Origin of the sequence: Fibrobacter sp. UWEL, from assembly GCF_900142535.1 — a bacterium.
Lineage (GTDB): Bacteria > Fibrobacterota > Fibrobacteria > Fibrobacterales > Fibrobacteraceae > Fibrobacter.
The window spans coordinates 1-15,314 of the sequence record NZ_FRBE01000013.1; the positions used below are offsets into that span (position 1 = coordinate 1).

The window sequence follows — 15,314 nt, forward strand, 5'->3', positions numbered from 1 at the left end:
CGCAAACCTCTCGCCGTAGCGTGCTACGGCTTCGCTGCGCGCGCCTCGTCCTGCTTGGTCCCGAGAAAAATACCCGCGGGAAATGTCTTGAGTACGCCTTCGGCCCACGGCTCCTTCCATCGCTAGGCACTGAGCGAAAAACCGTCGGGCGGGGGTCTCCGTACGGCTGCGGCACTCGCGCCTCGCATCCCTCGGCCATCCGACGGAAACGTATCGGGCTTGCGTCTGGAGAATGTTTGGCGCGCGCCTTGCCCTGCTAGGCACTGGATGAAAAACCTTCGGGTGGATGTATTCTGTATTTTTTTGAAGGTCGAGAAAGTCTGCTGGGAATGGTCGGCGGGCTTAATTTTCTTGAGCTTTTCGCTGGAAAAATTGCTATCCTTTGAGGTATGAAACCGACTCTTTCAATGGTGTTACAGCTACCGCCTTCTACAGCGTATTCGATGCTGGATGCGGTTGCGAAGAACTTGCTTATGGGTATCAGCAAGATGCTGGAATCCGGCAAGGTGCGCTTTACTGTTTTTCTAGATGGTCCTACTCTGGAAGCTGCACATAGTGCTGCGCGTCCTCTTGCGTTTAGCCGCTTGAGGAAGGCTGTTGAAGATGGTTATCTTGAAATTTTAGGCGGTGGATTCTTGGATCCCATGCTGCCCTTGTTCCCGACGGACTTGCAGTCGCTGCAGCTGGAACAGCACCGCAAGCTGGTACAGAAATTTTTTGGCTTAGAACCTGCGGGCTATTACAATTCCTCTATGGTTTGGGAAATGGAGATGACGGAACTTCTGGAGAAGAACCGTTTTGAATATGCTCTCGTGCAGGAATCGGCCTTGCAGGATGCCTTGGGACGTTCTACGTCTGTGTCGGGCTGGTATTCTGTGGAAGATAAGGGTTCTATCCTGAGGGTGGTTCCTGTATCTGAAAAGCTTTCTCAGGCTATTGCCAACGATGATTTTAACTGGCTGGAAATTGCAGAACCATACTGCCGTGACGGTAGATCTGCTGTTGTTGTCCTGGATATGCCGCCTGCTCCCGGCGATATTGTGCCGTTCTTTGAACGTCTGATTGACTTTATCGAGACCAACGACATCGCGACGAAGACGGTGGGCGCTGCGGTGAACGACCAGAACTCTGAAGGTCGTCTCAGCTTCCTGGTTTCTGCGGGTAGACGGATTGGTCTGCCGGCCACTGCCAAGACATGTCGCGAACTGCTGGTGCGTCGTCCGGAGATTAACTTATTCCACAAGATTCTTCTTTCCTTGTTCCGCCGCGGTAACGCTGGCCTGAAGGACAAGACCCGACAGAAGTTTCTGGAGACTTTGTATCCTTCCGTGTCTCCCATATTCTATCGTGACTTGCAGGATTCCGAGGGTATGCGTTCTCCCCAGGTTCGATACTGGGGGAATTGCTTCGTGACGAAGTCTTCTGCATTTTTGGCAGAAAATCTTTCTTTTGATGGCATCCGTCTGGAGATTGCGGATGTTCTCCTGGAAGGACGAAAGTTGATTACGGCAGAGAACCATACCTTTACGTTCCTGCTGGACTACTTTGGTGGTGGCGTGCTGCGCTACTTGAATTCCAAGATTACGTCTTGCAATGTCCTAAGTTCCTGGCGTGACGATGGCGAAGCTGCTGTGGGATTTCAGGATTATTTCCTGCCCAATATGGATTACAACGCGTCTAAGCTGGATCAACTTCTGGCTGACCGTGAGCATGCACTGACCGCACCTTACGACTATCAGATTAAGCGTCATGAGGCTGGCACGGACATCGAGCTTTTGTCTGAACAGCCATTATCCATCGGCGAAAAACTGGGGTTACTTCAGATCCAGAAGAATTTTGCCTTGTCCTCTGCGGGCTCAGACTTTAAACTATCCTACCATGTTGAAAACACTGCCTTTACCCTCCAGAAGGGTTTCTTTGGGTTCCTTTTGGAAACTGGCCTGGCAGCTTGCGAACGTAGGGAAAGCTCTGTACTGGTGGATGGTAAGAAGATTCCCTTTAGCTTTAGGGAAGGGGTGATTTATCCGGAAGCCCGCAAGGTTGAAATTGTGGACTCTTACTCTTCCTGTCATCTTCATCTGGAATTTGACAAGCCTACCAGTATCCTGCTGTCTCCCATTTTCGGTGCATCCAGTTCCTCTGCTGCACCTGACGCACTGCAGGGCATTCGCGTGTTCCCCTTCTGGAAGACGGCTATGGAAAGTCTTGGGGTTTTCGATGTGAACGTTCAAGTCCATTTTTCCAAGAGGTAACCTAGATGCAATCCGATATGATTAACATCCAGGTGGAATCCAGGGATAATGACGTTGAAATTACCCTTTCCGGATCTCTTGGCTTTGCCCAATACTCCGCAGTAAAGGAAAAGCTTGCCATGTTATTGGACGGCCCCGGCTGTTTCTTTTACATGAACTTGAAGCAGGCTCACTTTACCAGCGACAAGTACTTGGACCTGTTCCTGGAATTGTTGAATGGCGCTAAGGCCCGTAAGGCCGCATTCATCTTGATTTTCGATTCCGAGGAGATGTACAACTACTTCGCCCGCTATCAGAATATCTTCCAAATTTTTGAGAATCGTGAAGCGTACAAGAAGTCCGGCACCAAGAAACAGTTGCTGCAGATTGGGATGCATTATGGTGTCCGCTCTGGCATTACGGTGAGCCCGGGTGTGGCGGTTTCCTTCCTGATGTTCCTGCTGGGATGGATCATTACGCTGTTTATTATCGTGTCCAATCAGGGGGCTGAACTGGCGGATAAGCAGGCTCAAATTATTGCTCTCCAGAATCAGAAGTCCCGATACATCCAGGAAATCGACAAGCTGGAGGCTTCCATCGGCCCCTTGCGTAAGCTGGGTGTAGTGCAGGATACTACGATGCTTAGTTCCTTCGGCTTGATTAGTAGCTGGGTGGAATATCTTGAATACCTGGAGAATACCAGGCGTGAGAGGTAATGTCCGCATATCACCTATTTGGGTGGGACTTTTCTTTGTGCTCTGGTTTGGAAGCCTAGGGCTCTTTGTGACCCTTTGGTTTAATCAAAAAACTGAACTAGACAATCTTGCTGCGCAGGAAACTGAACTTCGTAACCAGCTTGAACAGCTGGGTGGTTATGGCAGGTGGACCATTGACTATGTGAAGATAGACAAGGCTTTGAACCACCTGAGCAAGAATAAACTAACGGACGAGCAGAAACGGATGCTTACGGAACAGCTTTGGCAGATTTCCAGGTCCTATGCCACGGATCCCTTGCTGATTTTGGCGGTGGTAGCCCAGGAAAGCCGTGGCAATCCTAATGCCCGCGGTCGAGTGAAATCGGGAAAGTTTTCGGGGGCGCTGGGCCTGATGCAGATTAAACTTGAAACTGCAAAATCCATGAGCGCGAGATTTGGCTTGAAAATCGAGAAGGAAGAGGATTTGCTTCGTCCTGAAATCAATGTGACGGTGGGTACGGCTTATCTGATCCGCCTGATCGCCAAGTACGGGAATTGGAAAGACGCTCTGGTGGCTTATAATTTGGGACATTCGGCGGTGGACCGCCTATTGGAACAGGGGAATCCTTTGCCCACCAATTACTATGAGCATGTGATTGCAAAGTACAACGACTTAATGAGTCTATCTTTTTTGTAATTGCGATGCAAATCAAGTAAACTTAATTGCCGCAATGTTCGCCTTTTTGTAAATGGCAAACTACGTTTGCATTTACGGCGGCTCAATTATGGCAAATTAAATAAACTTAATTGCCGCAATGTTCGCCTTTTTGTAAATTTATCTCTACTATGTTGCGTGTTTTGTTCTTATTGTCTCTTGTGAGTATTGCCATGGCGGGTGAAGTTCGCTATGACCTTTCTCAGTTTGTAGAACAGGGCATGCAGAATGATCCCCAGCTGGAAGAAACGAGGCAGGGAACTCAGACCAAGAAGGACAAGATTCGCGCCCTGAAGGCTGAGGCAATTCTCCCAACTTTCTATGTGACCATGATGGTGGGCCCCGCTCCCGGTTTGAAGGATGAATTGGATGGGGACGATACGGTTTCTGTGTATGACTTTTCCAAGATGGGACCGTTCTGGGGGGTGGAAGCGAAGTTTATCCAGCCGTTGAATTTTGGTCAGTACAATTCTGGTAAGAAGGCTCTGGAAGCTGACTTGCAGCAGAAAACTTTTGAAATTGAGAATAAGCTGAACAAGAAGGAAGTGGAACTTCAGAGTTACTACTATAACTACCTGCTTGCTCTCGAGATGACCCGCTTGGCGGAAGACGCCAAGAAGCGTGTGGATGATGCCTACGACAAGATGGAAGAAGCTCTTGACGAAGACGATGGCGCTGTCTCCCAGATGGATTTCCTGAATCTGAAGGCTAAGATGCATACGGTTAAGGAAGGTGTTGTGGATGCTAATCTGGGTATGAAGCGTGTGCAGTTGGCGATTCGCTTCTCTCTGGGCTTGAAGGAGGGCGAAACTTTTGTTGCGGAAGATTCTCTCCTGTTGCCGCGTACGGAACGTATGCCCACGCTGGAAGAAGTTCGTTCCTTGACTTCTTCTACTCATCCTGAATTGAAACAGCTGGAAGCGGGCTTGAAGGCTCGCAGAGTCCAGATGGATCTGGCTGAAGCAAAGCTTGCTCCGGAATTTTTCGTGATGGGCCAGTTCAAGTACGTGAAGAGCTGGGCCGGTAACCGCAAGATTATGCAGAAGGACGCCTTTGCGGAAGATGCCGTCAATAAGCTGGATGGCTTGATCGGTGTTGGCCTCCGTTACAACTTGAACTTCTGGAAGAACTGGGAAAAGTTCCGTGCCAGCCGTACGGAATATAAGGGTTTGCAGCTGAAGGAACGTTATGCCGAGGAAGGCCTGGTTGCTAAGGCGGAAGAACAGTACTACCAGTTGCAGGCTGCCAAGGAAAAGATGGATGCACTCAAGGAAAGCCTCCGTGCTTCTGAATCTATCCTGAAGGGCGCTGCCATGCAGTATGATTTGGATAAGTCGAAGACCGGCGACCTGGTTTCCGCTTACACTCAGAATGTCAGTATGAAGAAGGATTACTACTTCGCCGTCTGCAAGTATAATGTGGAATTCGCTCAGCTGATCTTTACCATGGGTTATTCCCTGAAAGAATTCCACAGCGTGTTTAATAATTAAAGAGGTGTTTATGGTTAAGAAAATCTTGATGGCTTTGGCTATCGCTTCCGTGATGAGTTTTGCTGCTGATGATCCCGTCGCTGCAATCAAGAAGAAGGACGTGGAACTGCAGGCTCTGTTGAAGAAGTCCAGCCGCAACGCTAAGGAAACTGAACGTGTGAAGGCCTTGCTGAATGATTCCTTCAACTTCGAAGAACTGGCCCGCAAGTCTCTGGCTAACGATGTATGGAAGGCTCAGGACGCCGCTTCCCAGCAGAAGTTCGTTGCAGAATTCCAGCGCATGGTTCGTAACTCTAGCGCCAAGCGTCTTGAAGTGTATCGCGCAGACTCTACCATTTATGAACCTGCCAAGATGAAGGGTGACAAGGACGCTCGCGTTATCGCTCACCTGTGGAACAAGGGTAAGGAATCTGTCCTGGAATACAAGATGAGCCAGGTGGATGGTAACTGGAAGGCTTGGGACCTGGTCATCGACGACCTGTCTACCGCCCGTAACTACAAGGACCAGTTCAGCCAGATTCTTAAGACCAAGAGCTTCGCAGAACTGATTGACGTTATCAGCAAGAAGGCTGACGACGCGGAGAAGTAATCCTGTTCGGGTTCATTGACACTGGGCTGATCGTGTGCATAATTCTATGCGCATTGGCAGCCCTTGTTTTATTTTTCCCGTTTACCTTCTGGGTGCATGGGGAAATCGATGAACGGATGGCGAAAGCCTGGGGATACTTTTTCAAGAAGAAATTTTTTGAGGTGGAAAAAGTTTTCGGCGAAGAGGATGTTGCCGGAATGCCGCAGGATGTTGCGGAGTCGGAACCGTCCGCTGTGCCCGCCGGAGAAAAGCATGTTGAACAAAATCCGGAAGTGTTCCGCGCGGAAGCGGAGTCTGCAGTAGCGCCGGAGGGAGCGGAAAAGGAAAAGCGTTCCCTGACGGAAACGGAATTCTGGACCATTCTCCTGACACCTGAATTTGACGAGAAAGCCTGGTGGGCTGTAAAGAAATTCCTGGTGGGATTTTGCAGACTGTGCCACCTGAAGTTTATGAACTGCTTTGTGGAAGGGATTCGTTTTGAATACGCCACCATGGGACAGTTGGCTTCCCTCAATGCTTTCCTGAAGTCTTATCCCTACATTGGGGACTGGGACTTCCGTATGGACTGGACGGGCGATCACGAATTGCGCGGTGAAGGTCATGCCCGAATTCGCGTGAATCTTTGTCGCTTGATTGGCTTGATCCTGATTATCCTGTTCTATGGCGGTATTGTGCTGTGGAGCTTCTGGCGTCGTAGAGCCCAGGTGCTGAAAACGGGTGAACTGCCTGAACTGGGCTGGATTAGAACGAAAATTGTGAAAATGATGGCGGAGGAATAATGCCGGCTTTGACTTTGGAACGACTGATTGCATCAATTGGCTTTGGCTCCCGCAAGGAAGCCCGCGCTCTCATCCGCGCCGGCATGGTGGAACTGGACGGAAACGTTCTGGATGATCCGTTTATTGAGTTTAAGACCCGTCCCGAAACCATCGTCGTGAATGGGGAAGAAACTCCCACGGTTGAAAAACTGTACATCATGATGGACAAGCCTCTGGATGTGGAATGCAGCCATAACGCTCGCGACCATCAGTCCATCTATGATATTCTGCCGGATCGTTTCACTGCTATGGGCCTGCAGTCTGTGGGCCGTCTGGATGCAGATTCCTCCGGATTGATTTTGCTGTCTAACCAGGGTGATTTCATCCATAAGGTAGAAAGCCCCAAGAAAGGCTACCTGAAAAAATACCGTGTGACCTTGGCTCGTGAATTTACGGCCGCCCAGAAGGAAGAACTCCTGAAGGGCGTGATGCTGAAGGACGAACGCCGCCCGGTGTTGGCCCGTGAGCTTTCCGAGGAACGCATTGTGGTGGACGGCGCAGAAGTCGATACGGTGGTCATTTCCATCGGTGAAGGCTTGTACCATCAGGTTCGCCGCATGTTCGCCGCTGTGGGCAACCATGTGATGACCTTGACCCGAGAAGCCATCGGCCCTGTGACTATGGACGAAACTTTGGGCAGCGGCGGCTGGCGCTTCATGACTGAAGAAGAAGTTGCCTCGCTGACGAAGTAACGCTTTGAGACATTCCTAAGTAAAAACAAAAGCCTCGGTTTAGAACCGGGGCTTTAAAACTTTCAGAGTATAGCTAAATTTGTTCCGCTTGACTTTATTGGGCAAACGGAACTTGAGAATCGTTCAAGATCGCTTAGGCGTCTTCTTCGGACTTGACCGAGATCATGACGTCCTTGTCTTCGGATTCCAGCTTGGCGTTGACGCCTTCGACAATAGCTTCAAGAGAGTTGATCTTGTCCTTGATGTCGTTGCTGAACTTGAAGGAAGGAACCATGCGTTCTTCGATCATGACGGTTTCGCCGGTACGAGGATTACGAGCCGGGCGAGACTTGCGGGGCTTGCAACTGAAGGTACCGAAACCGCGGATTTCGATAGTATTGCCTTCGATCAGCTTTTCGCCTACCAGGTCGAGGAACTGTTCGATGACGGTTTTAATATCGTTGCGCACAAATCCGGTGGACTTGGCGATTTCTTGAATGAGAGTCTGTTTAGTAATATTAGGCACGACGTAAATATAGGTTTATCAACGAGTTAGCGTGTATAAGTAAACGAAATTAAATATTTTTTTCGGGTTCTTATTGCGAACTTTTTGTGGATAATTGTGGGTAGAATGTTGAAAGATGTTGAAAATTTGAAAAAGACCTTTAAGCTTAGAAACTTAGAGATTTTCCCCAATACCATCCTCAGCCCTATGGATGGGGTGACGGACGCTCCTTTCCGCCGTTTATGCCGTGTTTTGTCCGGAAATCGCATGGGTCTCCTGGTTTCGGAGTTTGTACCTACCAATGCGGACGAGGTTTTTAGCCTGACGGGGCACAAACAGCTGAAGTTTTACCCCGAGGAGAAGCCCTTTGGCATTCAAATTTTCGGGTGCTATCCGGATAAGATGGCCGCTGCGGCCAAAAAAATCGCAGACGGATTGCATCCGGACTATATCGAAGTGAACGCGGGATGCCCGGCACCCAAGGTGGCGGGGAAGGGGAGCGGCTCCGGTTTGCTTAGGGATTTGCCTCGTTTGCAAGAAATTCTCCACGATACCCGTAAGGCTCTAGATTCTTGTGATGTGAATATTCCGCTGACACTGAAGTGCCGTATCGGTTGGGACGATGAATCCATCAACGTGATGGAAACGCTGAAAATCGCCGAGGGCGAGGGCGTGGAACTGCTGGTGGTTCATGGCCGTACTCGCCTGCAGGGCTACAATGGTCTGGCCAACTGGGACTGGATCGGGAAGGTGGCCGCCGCCGCAAAGATTCCTGTGGTAGGTAACGGTGACGTGAACAGCGTGGAATGCGCCCTGGAACGCATCAATACCTATGGCGTGTCCGGCGTAAGCATTGGCAGGGGCGCCATGCACAACCCCTGGATTTTCGGGCAAATCGCCGACGCCTGGGAAGGTAAGCCCGCCCATATTATTACCGCGGAAGAAGCTCTGGACGTGTTCTCCATTTACTACAAGTTCCTGGAGGAAGAAGGCCGTACGGAACTGGGAGCTATGGGCCGCTTGAAACAGCTGGCTGCAAGACTGTGCAAAGGGTTTGTGGATGGATCTGAGGATGCCGCAGGCTCCGAAAATGTCATTCTGAGCGAAGTCGAAGAATCTAAAGGCGTTTCTGCTGCTATGGAAGTTCGCCAGACGTTGCTTACGGCGCAGACTCCCGAGGAGTTCTTCGAACGCAAGGAAATGCTGAAAAATGGCATTGCCAAGAGCCTGCGTTACGAGCCCAATCGTCTAGTGAACCTGAATGGCGCCAAGGACAATACCTTGGTTTTCGGGAACCATTACGTGAATCGATAGTTGCCACATTCGATACACTGAGTGCTTATTTTATAAGGACTGCGGAACTATACCGCGGTCTTTATTTTATATTACTGAAAGATTGAATTGGAACTTTTCTCCTCAGGTTTTTATGAAGAAGAAATTTGCTTTGTCTGCCGCAATGCTTACTGCCCTTGGTTTGGCAACTGCCGTACAGGCCGCACAGAATGTTATCAAGGTCGACGATACTAAGCCGGGTATTGTGATCAAGAAAGATATGATGATGGCTGCTGACTTGGCCATTTGGAATCCGCCTAGCCGTTACTACGATTTGACCGACGCCTTTGTGGATGGCGGTTATCAGCTGTACCGTTTCCCCAATGGTTCTTTGAGTAATGATTACCACTGGAATGGCATTGGTAAGTATGATAGCACGGGCCTCTGGATTTCTACTGAAGAAGAAGGCAAGTATGCTCCGGGCTTTTTGGGTGAAACGATTTACCGCGGCACCACCAAGGACAACTACGGTTTTGTTCGTCGCAGCCACTTGGCTGATGGCAACATGAATACCATTTGGTGGGGCGAAATTCTGGACCCCAATGACCCGCCTTGGGTGGTGGTGGAATTCCCGGCAAAGAAGAACATTGACTCCTTGCAGATTAGCTGGGGTGACCTGCGCCCCAAGGCTTTCCAGTATGAATACTGGACTACAGATTATGCGGAGTATCCGGGTGTCCATCAGGCTCTCACCAACGACTTAAAGTTGGAAGCCAAGGTGAAGGTGACCGGCCCTGAAACCATTTATAAGGGCAAGTCAGTGCACACTCGTTATGTGGCAATCCGCTTTAAGTTGCAGGATTTGCCGGGCAAGGGTGTACAGATCCGCGAAATGAAAATGTTCAGTAATGGTGAGGATTTGCTGGCTGGCAACGAGTACAAAATGTACGCTATGTCTACCCGCAACGGCGACAAGGCTCGCACCGACTGGACTAACATTCCCTGGCACTTTGAAGAATTCATGACTTATATCAATGGCTTGCCTAAGTCTGCCAATGGCAAGCCTGCTCAAGCTGTGATCTGTGTGAACGCCGGTACCGGTACTTCCAAGGAAGCTGCCGCCTGGGTGAAGTACGCCAACAAAGTAAAGGGCTACAATATTAAGCAGTGGGAAATCGGTAACGAACTGGACGGCGAATGGGAAGAATCCGGCCCCATTTCTGCCCGCCATTACGCCGCACGATTCCTGGAATACGCTCGCGCCATGAAGGCGGTGGACCCCACGATTATTATTCACGGTCCGCTGCTCAGTACCCACAAGATGATGCAGAAGGGTGCCGGCATTCTTGATGGAAAATACTGGATGGAAGAATTCCTGCGCATTGTGGGCGAGGCGGAAAAGGCCGACGGCAAGCGCTACCTGGATGCGATGGACTTGCATAACTATCCGTACTGGACTCCCAACGGCGCCAACGCCAAGGACATGCTGAAGGCCATGCTTGATGTGGGCCCCAATATGGATACGCTGGACGTGTGGATGAAGCGCCACTTGCCGGGTGTGGACAAGGTCCCGTCAGCTTCTGGTGAAGATAAGCGTCGCGTGTTCCTTTCTGAATTTAGCACCAACGTTCAGGGCTATAGCTTGCTCATGGATTACCCCCAGGCAACTGCCATGGCCATGATTTTTGCTCAGCATGCGGTGCGCTTTGGCGACCGTTTACAGGTGCTGCCCTGGGATGCATTCGGTAATCTCTTCAAGAGCCCCGATGACACTTGGGGTACTATCAGTATGTCGGCCCTTTTGAAGGAAGGTTCCTGGAACAAGTGGAAGTCTTTGGAGCCGACCGCAGAATACTACGGCCTGTATATGACTTTCAAGCGATTCCTGGAAGAGGGTTTCGCTGTGGTTCCTGCGGAAAGCAATAATCCCGATGTGGTGGCCTATGCGCTGGCTTCTCCTGCGGGCAAAAACGGCGCCGCAAATTCCGCTCGCGTTTTGCTTGCAAACTTAAGCGACGTGGCTCAGGTGGTGCAGATTGATCGCGCTTCCGTGGGCGCAGGCGCTGACAATGCCTCCATCGAAGTGGACGTTTTCGGTGAAGAACAGTTCAAGTGGGTGGGCGACCAGAAGAATGCCTATCCTTATCCGAAGATGGGCCCTAGTGGCAGAAAGCTTGACGTGAAGAAATCTCGGGACATTACCATTCCTCCTTTTGGTGTAGTTGTCGCACAGATCAATCCCAATGTTTCTAAGAACGCAGGTGCTCCTGTTGTTCTGGCAGCCGCCCTCGAAAAGAAGGTGATGATGCTTGGCGATACGCTGGATCTGTTTGGAACGGTTTCCCAGCAGGATGGCCAGATTACTGGTGCAACCCTCAAGGTTCCTGGTTTCGGAAAGAACGGCGCTGCAGCAACTGTAAAGATTACACCGGACGATGGCAAGTGGGATGCCGCCATCGAAAGTTTCCATGTGAAGGTTCCCGTGCCGGAATATGCAAAGGCTACTCCCGTAGTGGTGCAGGGCACTGGTGCCAAGGGTACTGAAATGGAACTGACCGTTACTGGCCTGGGCGGCAAGAAGACTGTCCAAAAGATTCCGTTCCGCATTCGTGGCAAGTATCGTACCACAAGTATTTTGCAGAACTTCGATAACGGCCTGGACGCTGTGGAATGGTTCCCGGTGGTGGGCGAAGGCAATACAGAAATGAACGCCAAGGTCTTTAACGGAAATCCGCCCCATGGTGGCTTTATCCGTCATGACTTCCACATCGAACAGCCGCCTACTCAGGGTTGGCCCAACTACTCTGGCGCTTACTATGTGGTTCCTCCGGAAATCAAGAAGTCTGTAGGTGTGGTGTTTGACTATGCCACCAACCACAACAATCCCGATGGCTATATCGAAGTGCAGGTCCAGAGCGACCAGGTGAAGGATTACGACGAATTCATGGTCCGCCTGAAAACCACCCGCGGCAACTGGATGCGCGATACCCTCATCTGGGAAAACATGGCCCAGGAAGGTTGGGGCAAGACAATCCCCCAGCTGGATCCTACCAAGATCAAGACCATCAACTTCCGCGCCCGTCATAGCGGTGTGGGCTACATCAGTCTGGACAACATCTACCTGCTGCAGGAAGACGGAACCGAGGTGCCCATGCCCAAGGGATTGCGCCGCCTGAGATAGCCCTTCGGCTAGCGTTCAGGGATCTTTGAAAAAAATCCCAGCGGGCTGTTCCTGCTGGGATAAAATGAAAATCAAAAAGAAAACCTCGCAGTTTGTCGCTGCGAGGCATTTCTGTTAACGCTTGTCGCGGTCCACCCAAGGTCTTTGGTTGAAGCCAGTATAAATCTGGCGGGGACGGTTGATCTTGGAGTTGGGATCGTCGTGCATTTCCTTCCAGTGGGCAATCCAGCCGGGCAGACGACCGATAGCAAACATCACGGTGAGCATGTCGGTGGGGATACCCATGGCACGGTACAGGATACCGGAGTAGAAGTCCACATTGGGATAGAGCTTACGTTCGATGAAGTATTCATCCTTCAGGGCGGCTTCTTCAAGCTTCAGAGCAATGTCAAGCAGCGGGTCGTGAACGTGTTCGCGTTCGAAGACCTGGTACATCAGCTTCTTAAGAACCTTGGCGCGGGGGTCGTAGCTCTTGTAGACGCGATGACCGAAGCCGGAGAGACGGAACGGGTCGTTCTTGTCCTTGGCCTTTGCCATGACCTGTTCGATGGTCATGCCGCTCTGCTGAATGCGGAGCAGGGTTTCCAGCACAGCCTGGTTAGCACCACCGTGGAGAGGACCCCACAGGGCGCAAATGCCTGCACAGATAGAAGCGTAAAGGTTTGCCTGAGAGCTGCCCACCATACGGACGGTAGAAGTGGAGCAGTTCTGTTCGTGGTCGGCGTGAACAATCAGGAGAGTGTTCAGTGCCTTTTCCATGATGGGATCCGGGTGGTAAGGACGAGCCTTACTGGAGAACATCATGTTCAGGAAGTTACTGCAGTAGCTGCGTTCTGCTTCGGGGTACACGAACGGTTCACCGATGCTTGCCTTGTAAGCAAAAGCAGCGATGGTACGAACCTTGGAAATCAAGCCGGCGGTAGTCAGTTCGAATGCGCTGGCAATGTTTTCGTCGTCATAGAAACGGGGGGTGAACAAACCCACGGCGTTCACGATGGAGCTCAAGATACCCATGGGGTGGGCATTAGGCGGCATCTGACGGAAGAAGTTCAGCAGGTTTTCGTGGAGGAGTGCGTTTTCGGTCAGCAGGGTACGGAAATGGGACAGCTGCTGAGATGTGGGCAGTTCGCCGTAAATCAGGAGCCATGCAGTTTCCGGGAAGGTGGCTTTTTCTGCCAAGTCTTCGATGGCGTAACCGCGATAGCGCAGAATACCCTTTTCACCATTCACGTAGGTGATGGAGCTCTTGGTACTACCGGTGTTCAGGTAGCCGTAATCCAGCGTAATAAGTCCAGAGTCCTTGCGGAGCTTGGAAATATCGAGACCGTGTTCGTTCTCAGTACCTTCAGTGACGGGGAGCTCGTAGCTCTTTCCGGCATAGTTCAGTATTGCGTTGTCGGACATTGATCCTCCAGTTAAAGTTACATGCCTTGTAAAAAGGCTCATGCTAATTGTAGCAAACTTTGTGCCATATTTCGGGCGTAAACTTTCCGTGGGATGGTTTCACGCCCAAGCCGTGGCGGGCTGATTACTTCTGCAGGTCCTTTACAGCCTTGTAGATGTTGTCGAACAGCTTGCCCAGCTTTTCGGTGGGAACTGCGGAGAAGGCCAAGCGGATAAGACCGGACAGCATGATGGTGCCGGTGCTGTAATCCTTGATGAGCTTCTGGCGGAGTTCTTCGGCATCCACGCCCTTGGGCTTGACGCACATGAAGTAACCGCTGTTGAAGGGCATTGCTTCGAAGGATTCTGCGTATTCCGGATGGGTAGCGAGAATTTCCTTGATGATGTCGTAGCGCTTCTTGAGGGTAGCGTACTTTTCTGCCTTCTGGTCGGCGTATTCAGCAGACTGGTAGGCAGCCAGAAGAATCTTCTGGGAAATGGACGGGCCGTTGGAGATGTTGCCACGGACAGTACCTGCAGCCTTGTCTTCCAGAGCCTTCAGCTGGGCTTCGGTAGCACCCTTGAAGCCAAAGCTCATAAAGCCAACGCGGAAACCCCAAACGTAGTCTTCCTTGGTGGGGCCGTCCAGCTTAACAGCCAGCAGGTTTTCGTGAGCGTCCACAATCTTAACGAACAGGGATTCGCGGGTAACGCCTTCTTCGTAAACGAGACCGAAGTAGGCGTCGTCCATGAGGGCCACGACCTTGTTGCCTGCAGCGGCGCAATCGGTCAAAATCTTTGCAATTTCAACAGCTTCGGTTTCAGTTGCGGTGTAACCGGTGGGGTTGTTGGGGAAGTTCAGGAGCACGACCTTCTTGTCGCTCTTGCCTGCAGCGAGAGCAGCCTTGAGGGCTTCGGTATCGAAACCGCCGTTCTTGAAGGTATTGAAAGTGCGGATCTTAGCGCCGCGGGCGTTTTCGAAAACCAGTTCGTAGTTGTCCCAGTACAGGTCCGGAATGATGACTTCGTCACCAGCGTCCAGGAACATGTAGCCAGCGCAGCTGATAGCGTGGGTCAGAGCGCAGGTCACGACCGGGTTAGAGAACTGCTTGGAGGCGAGGGTCGGGTTCTTCTTGATGACCTGTTCCTTCCAAGCCTTACGCAGGTCCGGATTACCGAAGCTGGGGGCATAGAGGAAGGACTGCTTGGGGAGATTCAGGGACTTGAGAACGCAATCCAGAACCAGGGGGCTGCCGTCGTCTTCGAGAGCAGTACCGATGGTAGCGTTGATGTCGGAGCCCTTAGCTTCGGCACCCTGGCCAAGAATACCCTTGCGGGGGAAGAAAATGGCCTTGCCCTGTTCAGAGAGCATATCGAGGACCTTGCAACCGTTTGCAGAAAGTTCGGCGTTCAAGGCAACTGCGAGAGGATTGTAGTTCATTTTTCGTGTCCTGTTGAAAAATATGTTTAAACCGAGGGCAATTTAGTTTTTTTTGGACCTGCTCGCAAGGTAGGCGAGCCTTTCAAAAACCGCAAAACAACCAAAAAATGTGCAGTTTTTTCACAAACCGTATTACAATATTTGTTTGTAAGTAAAATGTGATTTTAGGGACGGGAAACGTTGAGGGATGGGCGGCGGTTAGGAACTTATCATATTCAGCAATTGTTCCTTCATTTTTCCTCTGTCCACCCCTTGCCTTAATTTTTTAAATACCTAGCTTTAGGTGCGTCCAATCGACGACCCGGGAAAACGTCCCGACAGCC

Annotated in this window: 12 protein-coding genes; 9 read left to right on the forward strand and 3 right to left on the reverse strand. The window is 51.0% G+C overall.

The genetic code is table 11. From position 1 onward, the window contains the following. Nucleotides 1-389: 389 nt before the first annotated feature. From BUB59_RS09275 to BUB59_RS09305, 7 genes are all read left to right on the forward strand, one after another. Nucleotides 390-2,252, forward strand: coding sequence for an alpha-amylase/4-alpha-glucanotransferase domain-containing protein (locus BUB59_RS09275; protein WP_083540264.1), 1,863 nt, complete (start codon nt 390-392; stop codon nt 2,250-2,252). Between the two features lie 5 nt (nt 2,253-2,257). Continuing rightward, nucleotides 2,258-2,947: a hypothetical protein gene (locus tag BUB59_RS09280; RefSeq protein ID WP_073229025.1), complete on the forward strand. Its 690-nt coding sequence runs from the start codon at nt 2,258-2,260 to the stop codon at nt 2,945-2,947. Nucleotides 2,948-3,014: 67 nt separating this feature from the next. Further along, entirely contained in the window at nt 3,015-3,623 is a 609-nt protein-coding gene (locus tag BUB59_RS09285) for a lytic transglycosylase domain-containing protein (protein ID WP_073229028.1), read from the forward strand. A 149-nt stretch (nt 3,624-3,772) separates the two neighbouring features. Continuing rightward, nucleotides 3,773-5,131, forward strand: a complete 1,359-nt coding sequence (locus tag BUB59_RS09290) for a TolC family protein (RefSeq protein WP_073229030.1) — start codon at nt 3,773-3,775, stop codon at nt 5,129-5,131. A gap of 10 nt (nt 5,132-5,141) precedes the next feature. Continuing rightward, the gene (locus tag BUB59_RS09295) at nt 5,142-5,720 is read left to right on the forward strand and encodes an MlaC/ttg2D family ABC transporter substrate-binding protein (protein ID WP_073229033.1); all 579 of its coding nucleotides are present in this window, start codon (nt 5,142-5,144) and stop codon (nt 5,718-5,720) included. A 161-nt stretch (nt 5,721-5,881) separates the two neighbouring features. After that, nucleotides 5,882-6,499, forward strand: a complete 618-nt coding sequence (locus BUB59_RS09300) for a hypothetical protein (protein ID WP_143160315.1) — start codon at nt 5,882-5,884, stop codon at nt 6,497-6,499. Beyond that, nucleotides 6,499-7,230, forward strand: coding sequence for a pseudouridine synthase (locus tag BUB59_RS09305; protein ID WP_083540265.1), 732 nt, complete (start codon nt 6,499-6,501; stop codon nt 7,228-7,230). The genes BUB59_RS09300 and BUB59_RS09305 overlap by 1 nt, the downstream gene beginning before the upstream one ends. Before the next feature lie 133 nt (nt 7,231-7,363). Here BUB59_RS09305 and BUB59_RS09310 read toward each other — a convergent pair whose 3' ends face one another. Continuing rightward, nucleotides 7,364-7,735: an HU family DNA-binding protein gene (locus tag BUB59_RS09310; RefSeq protein ID WP_073229040.1), complete on the reverse strand. Its 372-nt coding sequence runs from the start codon at nt 7,733-7,735 to the stop codon at nt 7,364-7,366. A gap of 105 nt (nt 7,736-7,840) precedes the next feature. Here BUB59_RS09310 and BUB59_RS09315 point away from each other — a divergent pair, with 105 nt between their 5' ends. Together BUB59_RS09315 and BUB59_RS09320 are read left to right on the forward strand one after the other, a co-directional pair. Next, the gene (locus tag BUB59_RS09315; RefSeq protein WP_073229043.1) at nt 7,841-9,028 is read left to right on the forward strand and encodes a tRNA dihydrouridine synthase; all 1,188 of its coding nucleotides are present in this window, start codon (nt 7,841-7,843) and stop codon (nt 9,026-9,028) included. Between the two features lie 112 nt (nt 9,029-9,140). Then, nucleotides 9,141-12,167 carry a discoidin domain-containing protein gene (locus BUB59_RS09320; RefSeq protein WP_073229047.1) on the forward strand — a complete coding sequence of 1,009 codons (3,027 nt, stop codon included), beginning with the start codon at nt 9,141-9,143 and terminating at the stop codon, nt 12,165-12,167. A gap of 114 nt (nt 12,168-12,281) precedes the next feature. On the opposite strand, the gene BUB59_RS09325 is transcribed toward BUB59_RS09320, so the two are convergent. Next, entirely contained in the window at nt 12,282-13,571 is a 1,290-nt protein-coding gene (locus BUB59_RS09325; protein ID WP_073229052.1) for a citrate synthase, read from the reverse strand. A 124-nt stretch (nt 13,572-13,695) separates the two neighbouring features. Next, nucleotides 13,696-14,991, reverse strand: a complete 1,296-nt coding sequence (locus BUB59_RS09330; protein WP_073229055.1) for an aminotransferase class I/II-fold pyridoxal phosphate-dependent enzyme — start codon at nt 14,989-14,991, stop codon at nt 13,696-13,698. Nucleotides 14,992-15,314: the final 323 nt, after the last annotated feature.